The sequence below is a fragment of the Pseudomonas sp. H1h genome (assembly GCF_000633255.1).
Lineage (GTDB): Bacteria > Pseudomonadota > Gammaproteobacteria > Pseudomonadales > Pseudomonadaceae > Aquipseudomonas.
Window position 1 is genome coordinate 54449 of sequence record NZ_AYMJ01000012.1, and the last position, 14155, is coordinate 68603.

At 61.9% G+C, this 14155-nt stretch carries 13 protein-coding genes; 4 read left to right on the forward strand and 9 right to left on the reverse strand.

All coding sequences use genetic code 11. The features are described 5' to 3' along the window. Window positions 1-80: 80 nt before the first annotated feature. From U862_RS31125 to U862_RS0109515, 5 genes are all read right to left on the reverse strand, one after another. Window positions 81-335 (reverse strand): toxin VasX, encoded by a 255-nt coding sequence (locus U862_RS31125; RefSeq protein WP_256214649.1) that lies wholly within the window; start codon window positions 333-335, stop codon window positions 81-83. Then, window positions 332-1165: a DUF4123 domain-containing protein gene (locus tag U862_RS0109500; RefSeq protein ID WP_025110186.1), complete on the reverse strand. Its 834-nt coding sequence runs from the start codon at window positions 1163-1165 to the stop codon at window positions 332-334. Before U862_RS0109500 ends, U862_RS31125 begins: the two co-directional genes overlap by 4 nt. Further along, the gene (gene tssI, locus U862_RS0109505; protein WP_025110187.1) at window positions 1162-3183 is read right to left on the reverse strand and encodes a type VI secretion system tip protein TssI/VgrG; all 2022 of its coding nucleotides are present in this window, start codon (window positions 3181-3183) and stop codon (window positions 1162-1164) included. Before tssI ends, U862_RS0109500 begins: the two co-directional genes overlap by 4 nt. Before the next feature lie 215 nt (window positions 3184-3398). After that, window positions 3399-4673, reverse strand: a complete 1275-nt coding sequence (gene waaA, locus U862_RS0109510) for a lipid IV(A) 3-deoxy-D-manno-octulosonic acid transferase (RefSeq protein WP_025110188.1) — start codon at window positions 4671-4673, stop codon at window positions 3399-3401. 11 nt (window positions 4674-4684) lie between these two features. Continuing rightward, window positions 4685-5587, reverse strand: a complete 903-nt coding sequence (locus U862_RS0109515; RefSeq protein WP_025110189.1) for a LysR family transcriptional regulator — start codon at window positions 5585-5587, stop codon at window positions 4685-4687. A 102-nt stretch (window positions 5588-5689) separates the two neighbouring features. On the opposite strand from U862_RS0109515, the gene U862_RS0109520 reads away from it, so the two are divergent. From U862_RS0109520 to U862_RS0109535, 4 genes are all read left to right on the forward strand, one after another. After that, a complete protein-coding gene (locus tag U862_RS0109520) occupies window positions 5690-6022 on the forward strand; it encodes a multidrug efflux SMR transporter (RefSeq protein ID WP_003221050.1) in 333 nt (110 codons plus the stop codon). 203 nt (window positions 6023-6225) lie between these two features. Continuing rightward, entirely contained in the window at window positions 6226-7401 is a 1176-nt protein-coding gene (locus U862_RS0109525) for an FAD-binding oxidoreductase (RefSeq protein ID WP_025110190.1), read from the forward strand. After that, on the forward strand, window positions 7398-8210 hold the full coding sequence (locus tag U862_RS0109530; protein WP_025110191.1) for an aldo/keto reductase: 813 nt from the start codon (window positions 7398-7400) through the stop codon (window positions 8208-8210). Before U862_RS0109525 ends, U862_RS0109530 begins: the two co-directional genes overlap by 4 nt. Window positions 8211-8241: 31 nt before the next feature. Continuing rightward, entirely contained in the window at window positions 8242-9210 is a 969-nt protein-coding gene (locus U862_RS0109535; RefSeq protein WP_025110192.1) for a hypothetical protein, read from the forward strand. A 62-nt stretch (window positions 9211-9272) separates the two neighbouring features. On the opposite strand, the gene hldE is transcribed toward U862_RS0109535, so the two are convergent. The 4 genes from hldE to msbA all read right to left on the reverse strand — a co-directional run bounded on the left by hldE (window position 9273) and on the right by msbA (window position 14141). Continuing rightward, a complete protein-coding gene (hldE, locus tag U862_RS0109540) occupies window positions 9273-10694 on the reverse strand; it encodes a bifunctional D-glycero-beta-D-manno-heptose-7-phosphate kinase/D-glycero-beta-D-manno-heptose 1-phosphate adenylyltransferase HldE (protein WP_025110193.1) in 1422 nt (473 codons plus the stop codon). 102 nt (window positions 10695-10796) lie between these two features. Next, a complete protein-coding gene (cysC, locus tag U862_RS0109550) occupies window positions 10797-11408 on the reverse strand; it encodes an adenylyl-sulfate kinase (RefSeq protein ID WP_025110194.1) in 612 nt (203 codons plus the stop codon). Further along, window positions 11401-12105: a sulfotransferase family 2 domain-containing protein gene (locus U862_RS0109555; RefSeq protein WP_025110195.1), complete on the reverse strand. Its 705-nt coding sequence runs from the start codon at window positions 12103-12105 to the stop codon at window positions 11401-11403. The genes cysC and U862_RS0109555 overlap by 8 nt, the downstream gene beginning before the upstream one ends. A gap of 233 nt (window positions 12106-12338) precedes the next feature. After that, entirely contained in the window at window positions 12339-14141 is a 1803-nt protein-coding gene (gene msbA, locus U862_RS0109560) for a lipid A export permease/ATP-binding protein MsbA (RefSeq protein WP_025110196.1), read from the reverse strand. Window positions 14142-14155 lie beyond the last annotated feature (14 nt).

The following is a 14155-nucleotide window of genomic DNA, read 5'->3' on the forward strand; positions in this document are numbered from 1 at the left end:
GGAGCGGCCGCCGCGTCCAGCGCCTGCTCTTGCAGCAGCCCCTGCGGCGAAACGGCAAAACGCTTGAGCGGCCCCTGATGCTACCAGAGGTACACAAACCCCGCCCGCAAACGACGTGCTGCTATCGGGCGGCTCTGCGGCGTAATACCGGGAACGCAACAAGCGTGTTCAGCCTTTTCGTGCGCCAGCGCATAGCGCACCGGCACCACAAACAGTTCGGGCTGACTGGCAGGACACGGATGCACCGTGCAGTTGATATCTACGTGTGGCTGGGCTTTGGCCTCGCGTTCGGCCTGAGCGGCCTCGTCGACCATGGCCAGTTTTTCGGCGCTCATCGGGCGAAGTCCTTGTCGGTCAGCAATTGGTGCGTCAATGCACAGTTGAGGTTGTCCAGACGCTGGTGCGGCAACACCCGGGGTTCGGCCAGCAATTGCCGGTAGGCGCCGTGCTCCGCCCCATCGGGAAAGTCAGTGCCCAGCACCGTGAAAAAGCGCGCCCAGAGCAGGACTTCATCGACGGCACTGAAGCCACTGCGGGCTGCACTGGCCTGACAGTCCACGGCCCATTGCTGCAAAGCAGTCGAATCCATTGAGTTGAGGTATGTGGCGAAATGGCGTTGACCGTGTGCGATCAACTGTCGGGAGAAAGACTGGCGCTTGACCGCGTTCAGCTGATCGAGTTGTTCCGCTGTCAGCAGCAGCCAGGGCTTATGCGCATAGGGGATCGCGGGGTGCTCGGTTTGCTGATGAATCTGTAAATCCGGCAGACGAATCAGCCGTACCGGCCCCATCAATCGATCAAGCTCAGGCGCGGGCAAATCCTTCAGCCACAACGCGGCAATTCGCGGGTCGTAGAACCGGAAGAAAACCGTCGCAGCCCCGTCGACACGCGCGTGGATCAGGCTGCGCACATGCGCCAGCACTTGATCTTCGTCGGCCTCAGACTCCAGCCAGATGCCCGCCGTTGCGCTCCACTCCTGGCAAAAAACCGATGCCAACGGGCTATCGGGGGTCACACCGATCAGCACGGGGCCGGCCTTGTCCAAAGCGCTGTAGGCGGTACGTTGATAAAGCGAGTGAACAGGCGTGCCGCCCGTCAGCTCGAACAGGCGATCCGGAAGGTTTTCGATCTGGACTCGATCCAGCAACAGATACGCCCGGCTCATGCGCTCACCTGTGACAGTTTTTCGCACACGGCACAGACTGAGGAGGCTTGCGCTGCCGCCTGAGTCAGCGCAGCCATTTGCGCGGTGACCGACAGCGCGAGCAGCGCCTGCGGATCTTCGGGCACCGCCGACAACGCCGTCTGCGCCGCCACCCCCGCCACCGGCGCACCGCCCTCGACGATGGCCACACTGCTGAAGATCCCGGCCGCATTGATCACGAGGTGATGCCCACCCGCCGTCAGCGACAGGCTCGTGCCGGCATCGATCACCACCTGGCTGGCGGTAACGCGGGCATGCGGGCCGGCCTGAATCACCATCGTGCCGTGGGCAGTCGTGCTGCTGTTGCCGCTGACGCTCAGCACGTCATCGGTGCCGATCACCGTGTGGCGCGTACCGTCAGTGGTGTGCCGTTCATCAGCCTTGATCAGGCTGGTGCTGTGGTTGTCGACCTGCTCGAAACGGTCGCGACGGACCAGGCTGCGGCTGTCGTTGAAGATCAGTTGTTCGAAATCACGTTCGGCGCGCAGGTAGATTTTTTCCTGGCCGGCGCGGTCTTCGATCATCAGTTCGTTGTAGCCGCCGGTGTGCGGCGAACTGTGGCTGCGCAGCACGGTTCGAGTCTTGTGCTCGGGCAAGGCGTAAGGCGGAGACTTGACCTTGTTGGCCACGCAACCGGTGATCAGCGGCTGGTCCGGGTCGCCCTCGAGAAAGGTCACCACGACTTCCATGCCGATGCGCGGGATGGTCACCGAACCGAAATTTTCACCGGCCCAACTCGATGCAACACGAATCCAGCAACTGCTGCGTTCGCTGTCGAGTTCGGCACGGTCCCAGTTCAGCTCGCATTTCACGCGGCCATATTCGTCGCAGTAGATTTCTTCGTTGGCAGGCCCGGTGACGCGTGCGGTCTGGCTGACCAGCGGCCGGCGAGGCGCTGGCAATGGCGGGCGAAACACCACCTCGGCGGGAATCGCGCTGAAGCTGTTGCGATAGCCCTGAGTGAAACCGTCGGTGTCTTTCGCGTCGCTGGTAATCGATTCCTCAAGCACCTGGGGCTGTCGGCCAGTGTGAGAAACGCTGAGCAACAGCCACAGGTCATTGCCGCTTTTGCGCGGGTGCTCGGTCAGTTCGAACAGGTGGCCGCAGCGCAGGCTCGACTGATCGCTCTGCCCCTCGCCCAGTTCATAGTCGCTGCGACAGCGCTCAAGTGCCTGCCGGGCCAGTTGCTTGCCGCGCTTTTCGTTTTCGATCAACAGCGGGTATCGGTAGTCCTCCAGCACCGGGGTGAAGTCGGCGGTGAATCTACTTTCCAGCAGTAGACTCGGACGTTCGAGGTCATAGTCGCGGCGGGTAACGGTGCTGGTGCGCGTGCTTTTGCGCACGCTGAAGCGGCTGACCACCGGGTGCTCAGCGACCATACCCGAGTCCTGTTGATAGGGCGTGGCGCCGAGGGTGGGCAGGAACACCTGATCGTCGGTGAACACCAGCAAATGATCGTCCGCCGAGTGCTGATGATGCCAGGCGATGCCGTCCTCGGCGCATAGCCTCTGGATGAACTCGTAGTCACTTTCGGCGTACTGCGTACAGTATTCGCGAACAGCGCTGGTGCTGACATGAAAGCTGAACGCATCGGCCTGAAGGCCATGGCCCTTGAGCACCTGCGCGATGATCTGCGGCACGGTCAGACGCTGAAAAATTCGTTGATCGCGGCTGAACTGCAAGTAATACAGCGCTGGCACCAGCGTCAGGTGATAGCGGGTCAGGCGCTTGCCGGCCTCACCGACCAAGACGTCTTCGATATGCCCGTGAATGCCTTCGCCGCGATGGCCGAATTGCAGAAACGCGGGTTGGCCGAGCACACTCTCCAGATCGAAATCAGGGTGCTCGCTGACCAGTTCGACCCGGATGCCGTAGAGGTTACTGATCGCTTCGGTGCCACTGAAGGCCAGCACCTGAAAGTCGTGACGGATTGCAGGAATCTGCAACGCAAAATGCGCGGCATTGGCCGGCCGGAACATACGCTTATCCTTAAGCAAATAGGAAAAGAGCGCGATGTCCAAACCGTCCGTGGTTCGTGCTCGCGAGTATTGGCGGGCACGGTAACAACGGGGAAAAAAAATCTATGTAGGAAGGCTCGCTGAAGAATGCGGGAACATTCCTCAATGCGAATATCAGCTTCTACTAAAAGGCCGGTTTAAAAGAGATCGCTGCGCGCGATCTCTTTTAAGCCGGGCTACTTTAATAACCTGCCCATTCCATCCAGCAGTCGCTGCAACGCGCCCTGATTGCGGCGCATCACCGCCAGCCCGGCCTCGGCCATGCGTTGCGCATCACGCGGCAATTCGAACAGCCGCTGCACTTCCACCGCCAGCCCTTCGGCATCATCCACTTCGGCCAACGCCCCGGCCTCGCGCAATTGCGCGGCGATGTCGAGGAAGTTGAACAGGTGCGGGCCGCTGAGCACCGGTTTTGCCAGGGCCGCCGGCTCCAGCAGGTTATGCCCGCCGTTCGGCACCAGGCTGCCACCGACGAAAGCGCTGTCAGCCAGCGCATAGAGAAACAGCAACTCGCCCATGGTGTCGCCGAGCAGCACCGAGGTGTCGGCCTCGACGTTGGCACCGGTAGAGCGGCGCACCGTGGCAAAGCCTTCGCGCTGGCACAATTCGAACACCGCGTTGAAGCGCTCTGGATGACGCGGCACCAGAATCAGCAGCGCATTCGGGTAGTTCGCCAGCAGGCGACGATGGGCGTCGAGCACCACTTCGTCTTCGCCTTCGTGGGTGCTGGCGGCGATCCACACCGGGCGCTCCAGCGCCTGCCATTGGCCGCGCAATTGATTGGCGCGTTGCAGCAGTTGCGGGTCGATGGTCAGGTCGAACTTGATCGAACCGGTGACCTCGACCGTCTCCGGGCGCGCACCCAGATCACGAAAGCGCTGGGCTTCGGCTTCGGTCTGCACCGCGAACAAGCTCATTTCAGCCAGCATCGGCGCGGTCAGCTTGCTGAAGCGGCCATAACCCCGGGCCGAACGTTCGGACAATCGGCCGTTGGCCAGCGCCACCGGGATCCCGCGTTTGGCGCACTGGTGGATGTGGTTGGGCCACAGCTCGGTTTCCATGATCACCGCCAGTTTCGGCTGGACGCGATCCAGGAAGCGCGCTGCCGCACACGGCAAGTCGTACGGCAGATAGCAATGCTGGATGCGCGGCTCGTTGGCGAACAACGCCTGAATCCGCTCCGAACCGGTCGGGGTCATGCAGGTCACGGTGATCGGCAGCTGGGGATAACGTTGCAGCAAGGCGCGGATCATCGGCGCGGCGGCGATGCTTTCGCCCACCGACACCGCATGCACCCAGATCCCGCCGGGCTGCAGCGACGGCATCCCGTAGGAGAAGCGCTCGCCAATCCGCTTGGCATACGCCGGGGCCTTGCGCGAGCGCAGCCACAGCCGAATCGCCACCAATGGCAGCCCCAGGTAAAACAGCGCGGTGTAGAGAGTTCTATTCATGGCGGCGGAGTTTATCGACTTTTGTCGCCAATCGCCCGCAAGTGCACGGCAAAACGTTCAGCCAGCCAGCGAGCGGCGGGCCCCAAAGGCTCATCCCGACGCCAGACCAGCTCCACCACCAGCGCTGGCGGCGTCCATTCGCTTTCCAGTTCAACCATCAGGCCCTGATAGGCCGAATACTGCACCACATGCCGGGGCAGCCACGCCCAGCCAAGATCACGCACCAGCCATTCGGCCATCACATAGAAACTGTCGGCGCGCCATACCTGTGGGCTGGCCGGTTCGTTGCCGGGATAAACGCTGGTTTGCGTCGACATCAACAGCTGCCGGTGTTGCGCCAGTTGCTGACAGGTGACATAGGACTGCGTCGCCAGCGGATGATTGATCCCGCAGACCGTGACCATTTCCACCCGGCCCAAGACCCGGCGCTCCAGTGCTTCGGGGATTTCATCGTGATAGAACAGCAGGCCCAGATCGGCGCGGCGCTCGACCAGTTTGCGCGCCACCTCGCCTTGGGCGGCGCTGGTCAGTTGCACTTCGAGGCTGGGGAATTGCTCGGCCAGGGCATCGAAGCTTTCCACCAGAGCCTGATAAGGCATCGCCTCGTCCTGAGCCACGCGCAACTGCGCTTCCTGGCCGCGCATCATCGCCATCGCCCGACCATTGAGGCGCTCGCATTGGCGCAATACTTCCCGGGCCTCTTCGAGCAGCGCTTCCCCCGCTTCGGTGAGCTTGGGCTGCCGTCCACTGCTACGCTCGAACAGGCTGACGCCCAGATCATCCTCCAGCATGGCAATTGCGCTGCTGATCGCTGATTGTGCCTTGCGCTGCTGGCGGGCCACAGCGGAAAACGAGCGTTGCTCGGCGACGCTGACGAAGGCGCGCAGTTGTTCCAGGTTCCATTGGGTATTCATGGTGTAACCCATCTTTAAAACAGATAGGTAATGACTTTACCCCATCTGGCGAATCACTAGAATGCCGCCTCAGCAAGCAACGTTTTACATGAGGATTTACACATGAACGCCTACGCCTTTCTGGCTATCGCCATCTGCGCCGAAGTGATTGCCACCGTTTCGATGAAAGCGGTCAAAGGCTTGAGCACCCCGCTGCCGCTGATCCTGGTCATCGTCGGTTACGGGATCGCCTTCTGGATGCTCACGCTGGTGGTGCGTACCGTGCCGGTGGGCGTCGCCTACGCCGTGTGGGCAGGCATGGGCATCGTGATGGTCAGCGTCGCGGCGCTGTTCATTTATGGGCAGAAGCTGGATGTGCCGGCAATGCTCGGGATGGCGCTGATCGTCCTCGGTGTGGTGGTCATCCAGTTGTTCTCGAAAACTGCCGGGCATTGACTGAGTGATGCATGCCCCCTGTGGGAGCGGGCTTGCTCGCGAAGACGGTGTGTCAGGCAACATTGGTGTTAACTGATAGACCGCTTTCGCGAGCAAGCCCGCTCCCACAGGGGCCGACGCCTTCCCCTCTGTTGATCATCGACAAATCCCCTCTTTGCCGAGTCTGTATACTGCGCCCTCGTCTTGAACACTGAGGTCGTTGCATGCCATCCGTTATTTCCACCGACGTTCTGATTGTCGGCGCTGGTGTCGCCGGCCTCTGGCTGAACGCGCGTCTGCGCCGTCAGGGTTTTTCGACCGTGCTGGTGGAAAGCGCCAGCCTCGGCGGCGGGCAGAGTGTGAAGTCCCAGGGCATCATCCATGGCGGTGCAAAGTACGCCTTGCACGGCGCGCTGACCGGCGCCTCGGAAGCGATCGCCGACATGCCGCGCCGCTGGCGTGAAGCGCTGGCCGGCAACGGTGAGCTGGACCTGTCCGGCGTACGCCTGCTATCCGAAGCGCATTACCTGTGGTCGCCAGGCACCCTGGCCGGCAACCTCACCAGTTTTTTCGCCAGCAAAGCCGTGCGTGGCCGCGTCGATCAGGTCAAGGGCGATCAACTGCCGCCAGCGCTGCAAGACAAACGTTTCAAGGGCAAGGTCTATCGCCTGGCTGAACTGGTGGTCGACGTGCCGAGCCTGATCCAGCGTCTGGCCGATCTGGCCGGGGACGGTCTGCTCGCCGGGCAAACCATCGAGCCGCTGCTGGAAGCGGGCGTGCTGGTCGGCCTGAAAGTCGACGGCCGCGAGATTCGCGCCCAGCGCATCGTCCTCAGTGCCGGGGCCGGTACCGCGCGGTTGCTGGAAGACCTGGGCCTGACCCAACCGGCAATGCAACGTCGTCCGCTGCACATGATCATCGCCAAAGGCCCGGGCCTGAAGCCGCTGTACGCTCACTGCCTGGGTGGCGGCACCAAACCGCGCATCACCGTGACCACCCACCCGGCCGCTGATGGCAACTGGGTCTGGTACATGGGCGGTGACATCGCCGAAAGCGAAGGCGTAAACCGCGAGCCGGCCGAGCAGATTGCCACGGCGCAAAAGGAAATCACGCAGCTGTTGCCGTGGATCGACCTCAGCACCACGCAGTGGGCGACCTTGCGGGTCGACCGCGCAGAACCGCTGCAAACCGGCCTGAGCCGTCCGGACAACGCCTTCCTCGCCGAACAGGGTCGCCTGCTGGTCGGCTGGCCAACCAAGCTCGCACTGGCGCCAGATTTCGCCGATCGTGTCATCGCCTCGCTGGAGCGCGACGGCATCCAGCCGCAAGCTGCCGAGCCATTGCCGGCGCTACCGAAACCACCGATGGGCGTACCGGCCTGGGAGCAACTCTTGCCATGAGCGTAGCGACCCTGCACGAACTGCATCGCCCGCTGGGCAGTACCGGACTGCTGGTTTCACCGCTGGGCCTGGGCACGGTCAAGCTTGGCCGCGACCAGGGTGTGAAATACCCCAACGGCTTTCAGATCCCCGACGATGACGCAGCACGCATGCTGCTCAAGCAGGCGCAGGGGCTGGGCATCAACCTGATCGACACCGCCCCGGCCTATGGCCGCAGCGAAGAACGCCTCGGCCCGCTGCTGCGCGGCCAGCGTCAGGACTGGGTGATCGTCAGCAAGGTCGGTGAAGAGTTTGCCGACGGCCTGTCGCGCCATGACTTCAGCGCTGCGCATACGCGGATGTCGGTCGAGCGCAGCCTGCAACGTCTTGAAACCGATTTTATCGATCTGGTGCTGGTGCACTCCGACGGCAACGACCTGGCGATTCTTGAGCATGAAGAGGTTTACGCTACGCTCGCCGCACTCAAGGCCGAGGGCAAGATTCGCGGCTTCGGCTTCTCCGGCAAAACCGTCGAAGGCGGCTTGAAAGCGCTGGAGCAAGGGGACTGCGCGATGGTCACCTACAATCTGAACGAACAGAACGAGAAGGCAGTCATTGACTATGCTGCTGCCCACGGCAAAGCCATCCTGGTGAAAAAAGCCCTGGCCAGCGGACACGTGTGCCTGAGTCCGGGCGTGGACCCGGTGCGCGCCAGCTTCGAGCTGTTGTTCCAACAGCCCGGCGTTGCCAGTGCTATTGTCGGGACGATCAATCCGCTGCACCTCGCCCATAACGTTGCGACCGTTGCCCAGGTCCTTCGTGGTCACTGACGCCGCCTCGCGGCCTTAAGCAGGAGCCGACATGCCGCGCACGCTCATCAGAAAGAACCCGAGCAACTTCAAGACCCTGCCGCTGTTCGTCGAAGCCTCGCCCGAAGGCCTGACCTATCAGAGCGTGGGCATGCCGCTGAACTTCGCCCAGACCTTGCAGCGACGCAAACCAGTGAGCGTGGCGGATGCCGAGCGTTTCGCGCTGGAGCTGGCCAACCTTGGGGTTTCGGTGCGCCTGACCCTGCATTGGCAGAATCGCGACTACTGGGTGCTGGTGCGCCAACGCCGCCAGGATCGCGGTGACGTGGTGCTCAAACTGATTTCCGGTTACGTGCCGGCCCATGAGCTGAACATCCCGCTGCACACCGCAATTCAGGAGATTGCCGAGGAGTGCCTGCTGGAAACCCCGGAAGGCTGGCTCGGCGGGCGCTTCAACGACACCTGGCTGCCGGCGCCCTACTCGTCCGCGCTGCATTATCGCGAGGCCCTGCCGTTTCGCCTGACGCCGCTGTCCGGCTCGGCGCGGCCGGTGCGCTGTGCCAACCTGCAATTATTGGAGCGTCCACGGGCCTACGTGCATTTGCCCACCGCGTCGCTGCAACTGATCTATGACCTGCGCCTGGAAGTACCAAAAGAAGCCAAGTCGCTGAGCCTGTTTCATGTCGATGAGCGCCTGGAGGGCGATCAACTGGTCGCGCGTCTGGACCGCAAACGTCCGGATCTGTACCTGATGCCGTTGCAGGATGGCGAGCCGCTGGCTGAACTCTACACCTTGAAGAAAGGTCAGCTGTATCCGGCCGGCACGCGCGGTCTGTATCTGGCCGAAAGCTTTGCCAGACAGGATGGCTGGCTGGTGCGCGAGGAGCGGATTCGCTGGAAGGACTGGCTGCGCCAGCAAGGCCTGACACCGCCGGAAAAGCCCACGGGACTGGCGCGGTTGCGCGGCAAGGCCAAGCAATTGCTGAAGAAGATCGTACCGCGCAAGAAAGTCAGTTCCTGAAACGAAAAAAAATCGCCCGAACGCAGGCCAGGGCCGCGTTCGGGCGATTTTTTTAGCGTGAATCAGTGACCGCGGATTTTCTCCACGATCGCTGTCGTCGAGCTGTTTTCCACCAGCCCCAGCACTTTCACCGTGCCGCCGTACGCCTTGACGATGTCCGCGCCGACCACTTGGTCGATGCCGTAGTCACCGCCTTTGACCAGTACGTCCGGCTTGACCTCGCGCAGCAGGTTTTCCGGAGTGCCTTCCGGGAAGCTGATCACCCAGTCCACCGCACCGAGGCCGGCGAGTACCGCCATGCGCCGGTCGACACTGTTGATCGGACGTCCCGGCCCTTTCAGGCGACTGACGGAGGCGTCATCGTTGATCGCCACGATCAGACGGTCGCCCTGCGCGCGCGCCTGCTCGAGGTAGGTCACGTGACCGGCATGCAGAATGTCGAAGCAGCCGTTGGTGAAGACGATGCGCTCGTTATGCGCGCGAGCATCGGCGACTGCCTGTACCAGTTGTTCGAGACCCAGCACGCCACGTTCCGAGCCTTCTTCGCGCTGGATCGCCCGGCGCAGTTCCGGCGCGCTGATCGCTGCGGTACCGAGCTTGCCGACCACAATGCCGGCTGCCAGGTTGGCCAGCGCCACCGCGTGCGGCAACTCTTCACCGGCAGCGATCGCCGCCGCCAGCGTGGAAATCACCGTATCACCAGCACCGGTCACGTCGAACACTTCACGGGCACGGGCCGGCAGGTGCAGCGCCGGATGCTCCGGGCGCAACAGGGTCATGCCGTGTTCGCCACGGGTCACCAGCAGCGCGCCGAGTTCGAGATCGTGCATCAGGGTCGCGCCCTTGCTCACCAGCTCGTGCTCATCGACGCAACCGCCGACGATGGCTTCGAATTCGCTGAGGTTCGGCGTGATCAGGCTGGCACCACGGTAGATCGAAAAGTCCTTGCCCTTGGGATCGGCCAGCACCGGAATGCCTTTGGCCCGGGCAGCCTGAATCAAGGCCTGATGGTTTTTCAACGCGCCTTTGCCGTAGTCGGACAGCACCAGCACCTTGATGCCTTCCAGCAGATCATCGACCTGCGAGGCCAGGGCCAGTGCATCGGTGGCAAACGGTTCTTCAAAGTCGATACGCAGCAATTGCTGGTGCCGGCTCATGACCCGCAGCTTGACGATGGTCGGCTGATGCGCAATGCGCTGGAACAGAGCACGCACGCCCGCCCCCTTGAGACTGTTGCTCAGGCTGTCGGCGGCTTCGTCATCACCGGTCACACCGACCAGGGACGCCGGCGCACCCAGCGCGGCAATGTTCAAGGCAACGTTGGCAGCACCGCCCGGGCGGTCTTCGATTTGCTCGACTTTTACGACCGGAACCGGCGCCTCAGGGGAAATCCGTGAGGTTCCACCATGCCAGTAACGGTCGAGCATGACATCGCCGACCACCAAGACTGGGGCTTGATCGAATCGCGGCATGGACAACTTCATGGAGCAACCCACATACAAAATGAACAGGGGCGCGATATTAACACAGGGTTGGCGCAGGCTTGAGTGCAGCCTGCAACAGGATGAAACAGCTCAGTATTTTGCTTAATTTTTGAGCACCAGCGCCGCCAGTTGCTGGCAGGCTTCGGACAAGTCGAGGTCCTCGGTGTCGATCTGCCACTCGGCTGTCAGCGGCGGCTCGTAAGGACTGTCCACCCCCGTGAAATGCTTGATCCGCCCTTCCCGCACGGCCTGGTACAGACCTTTTGGATCGCGCCTGGCACAGACGTCCAGCGAGGTACTGACATGCACCTCAATGAACTCATCCGGCGCAAACAGCCGGCGTGCGGCATCGCGTTCGGCGCGGAACGGCGAAATGGCCGCGACGATCACGATCAATCCCGCGTCGACCATCAGCCGCGCCACCTCCGCCATGCGCCGGGTGTTTTCCCGGCGGCAGGCGTCACTCATGCCCAGGTCACGGCACAGACCGTTGCGCACGTTGTCGCCATCGAGCAGAAAAGTGTGTCGACCGAACGCATGCAGGTGCAGCTCGAGGGCATTGGCCAAGGTCGACTTGCCGGCTCCGGAGAACCCGGTCAGCCACAGGCAGCATGGGCGCTGCGCCTTGAGCGCAGCCCGGGCCTGGTGCGAGAGCGCCAGACCATAAGGCCGGATGGCGAGCGTCTGTACCACCCGTGACATGGACTCATTCATAACCGAGCAACTCGTAGTCACGCTGATAGACCCGACGCACCAGGCGCCGGGTGCGTACGCAACAGAACTCACGCACAGGCATCGATTGCCGCTCCCGCGAACTGTTGACGTGAGGCAACTGACTGTCCAGCCCCAACTGTGCGCAGACCAGACCAAAGTCGCGCGTCAGGTACTCCTGATAACCGACGAAATCCAGCGCCAGGTGACCGAGCGAATCAACGAGAAAGTCCGTCTGTGGCGCGAAGTGCAGTTGCCGGGCGATGGTTTCCGGGTGCAGCCAGCGTGCGACAAAATCGTCGAAATCGCGGTATTTACGCACCAGCTGCTGCGCCGGGTGGTCGCGCGCGCTCAACGCGTTGCCACGCAGAAAGGCATAGGCCGAATAGGCGCGCTCCAGCGGGTCGCGGACAAAGGCAAACTTGAAAGCGCTCGCGAACTGCGCGGGGAATTGTGCCTCGTACCAGTACAGCGGCAAATGTCCGGGACGCCAGCCGTCAAACATTGCCGTGCAGATGCTGCTGCCGGCGCATTTGGGGACGTGAATGAACAGGCAGGAACGCTGCTGGAAGGCTTGGGGAAACGTCAGGTTGGCCGACATCGATTTGTTCACCACCTGACGATCGACCACCGACAGGCGCCCCAACAGAAAGGCCCGCTGCGACTTGGGCAGCAGTTTCCAGAGATAGCGTTGCAGCATGAAAGCACCCGCGCGACGGGGATGGCCCCCTCGATGAAAGTCAGAGTTCGTTGAGGAACCTTAACAAGCGCGGTGCCCGGATTTATTCCGGTTTGGTCAAGAAGGGTAAAGGTCTGGATACAAACGACTGTGGGAGCGAGCCTGCTCGCGAAGGCGTGTGCACATTCGACACGGATGTCGTCTGTTGCACCGCTTTCACGAGCAGGCTCGCTCCCACAGGGTCAGGCCTGGAATCAGGCGATGTCTTCGGCCGGAGTGTCCAGACCCATGGCGTTCAGGCGTGCGTAATAGCCGTTCTGGGCGAGCAACTCGTCGTGAGTACCGCGCTCGACGATCCGCCCCTGATCCATGACCAGAATCAGATCGGCCTTCTCGATCGTCGACAGACGGTGAGCGATCACCAGCGTGGTGCGGCCCTTCATCACTTGATCCAGCGCCGCCTGAATGTGCCGCTCGGATTCGGTATCGAGTGCCGAGGTGGCTTCGTCGAGAATCAGCAGCGGTGCATTCTTGAGCAGCGCACGGGCAATCGCCAGGCGCTGACGCTGACCACCGGAAAGCAGTACGCCGTTTTCGCCAACCTGAGTGTCCAGGCCTTGGGGAAGTTGCGAGATGAAGTCCATCGCATAAGCATCACGCGCGGCTTTCTCGATGTCTTCGCGGGGCGCGCCGGCCAGATCGCCATAAGCGATGTTGTTGGCCACGGTGTCGCTGAACAGGGTGACATGCTGGGTCACCTGGGCGATATGGCGACGCAGGTTGAGCAGTTTGTACTGTTCGACTTCCACGTCATCGATAAGGATCTCGCCCTTGTCGTGGTGATAGAAGCGCGGAATCAGGTTGGCCAGCGTCGACTTGCCGCTGCCCGAGCGCCCCACCAATGCCACCATCTGCCCCGGTTGAACCGAGAAGCTGATGTTGTCGAGCACCTGACGTTCGGTGCCCGGGTAGGTGAAACTCAGGTTGCGTACATCCAGACGACCGCTGACCGAGTCACGCTCGACCGTACCGGTATCGACTTCGGGCTCGACGTCCAGTTGCTCGAAGATGCTCTCGGCACCGGCCACACCTTTCTGAATGGTCGAGCTGACTTCCGACAATTGGCGAATCGGCTTGGGCAGCAGGCCCGCCAGGGTGATGTAGGCGACCATGTCACCCGCCGAGGCGTCACCGCGCAGGAACAACACCAGGAACATCAGCACGGCCATGGCGGTGTAGATCACCAGTTGCAGCATCGGCGTATAGATCGCACCAGTGCGAGTCATGCGCAGTTGCTTGTCGGTGTTACTTTGGCTGGCGTTGAGGAAGCGCTGTTCTTCGTAAGCCTCGCCGCCGAAGCTGCGTACCACGCGATAGCCCTGGATGGTTTCCGAGGCCACGTGCGTGACGTCGCCCATCGCCAGCTGGATCTTCTTGCTCTGCTTGCGGAATTTCTTGCTCGCCGTGCGCACCATTACGGCGATGAGCGGCAGGATCGCAACCATCACCAGGGTCAGCTTCCAGTTCATGAACAACAGCGATGCGAACAGGAAGATCACCGTCATCCCTTCACGGATTACGACCTTGATCGCATCTGTTGCCGCCCCCGTGACCATGGTCACGTTGAAGGTGATACGCGAAATCAGATGACCGGAGTTATGCTTGTCGAAATAGCGGTTAGGCAGGACCAGCAGGTTGTTGAACAACTGCACCCGCAGGTCATGCACCAGGCCCAGGGAGACCTTGGCCAGGAAATAGTTGCCCAGATAGGAGCCAAGCCCCTGCCAGGCGGCGATCAGGATGATCAGCAGCGGTACGGCCTGCAGCAGTTGCAGGTCACGCAGATACGGCACGCTGGGAAACAGCACCGCTTCAGGGTTGGACAGGCCATCGACAAAGTACTTGAGGATGTAGCCGAGCATCGGCTGCGTCGAGGCGAAAATCAGAAAACCGACGATGCTGATCAGGAACAGACTGATGTACGGCCGGACATAGCCGAGCAGGCGGAAGTAGATTTTCAAGCTCGAAGGGCTTGCGGCTGGACTGGAGTCGGTCATATCACGCGAAAGTC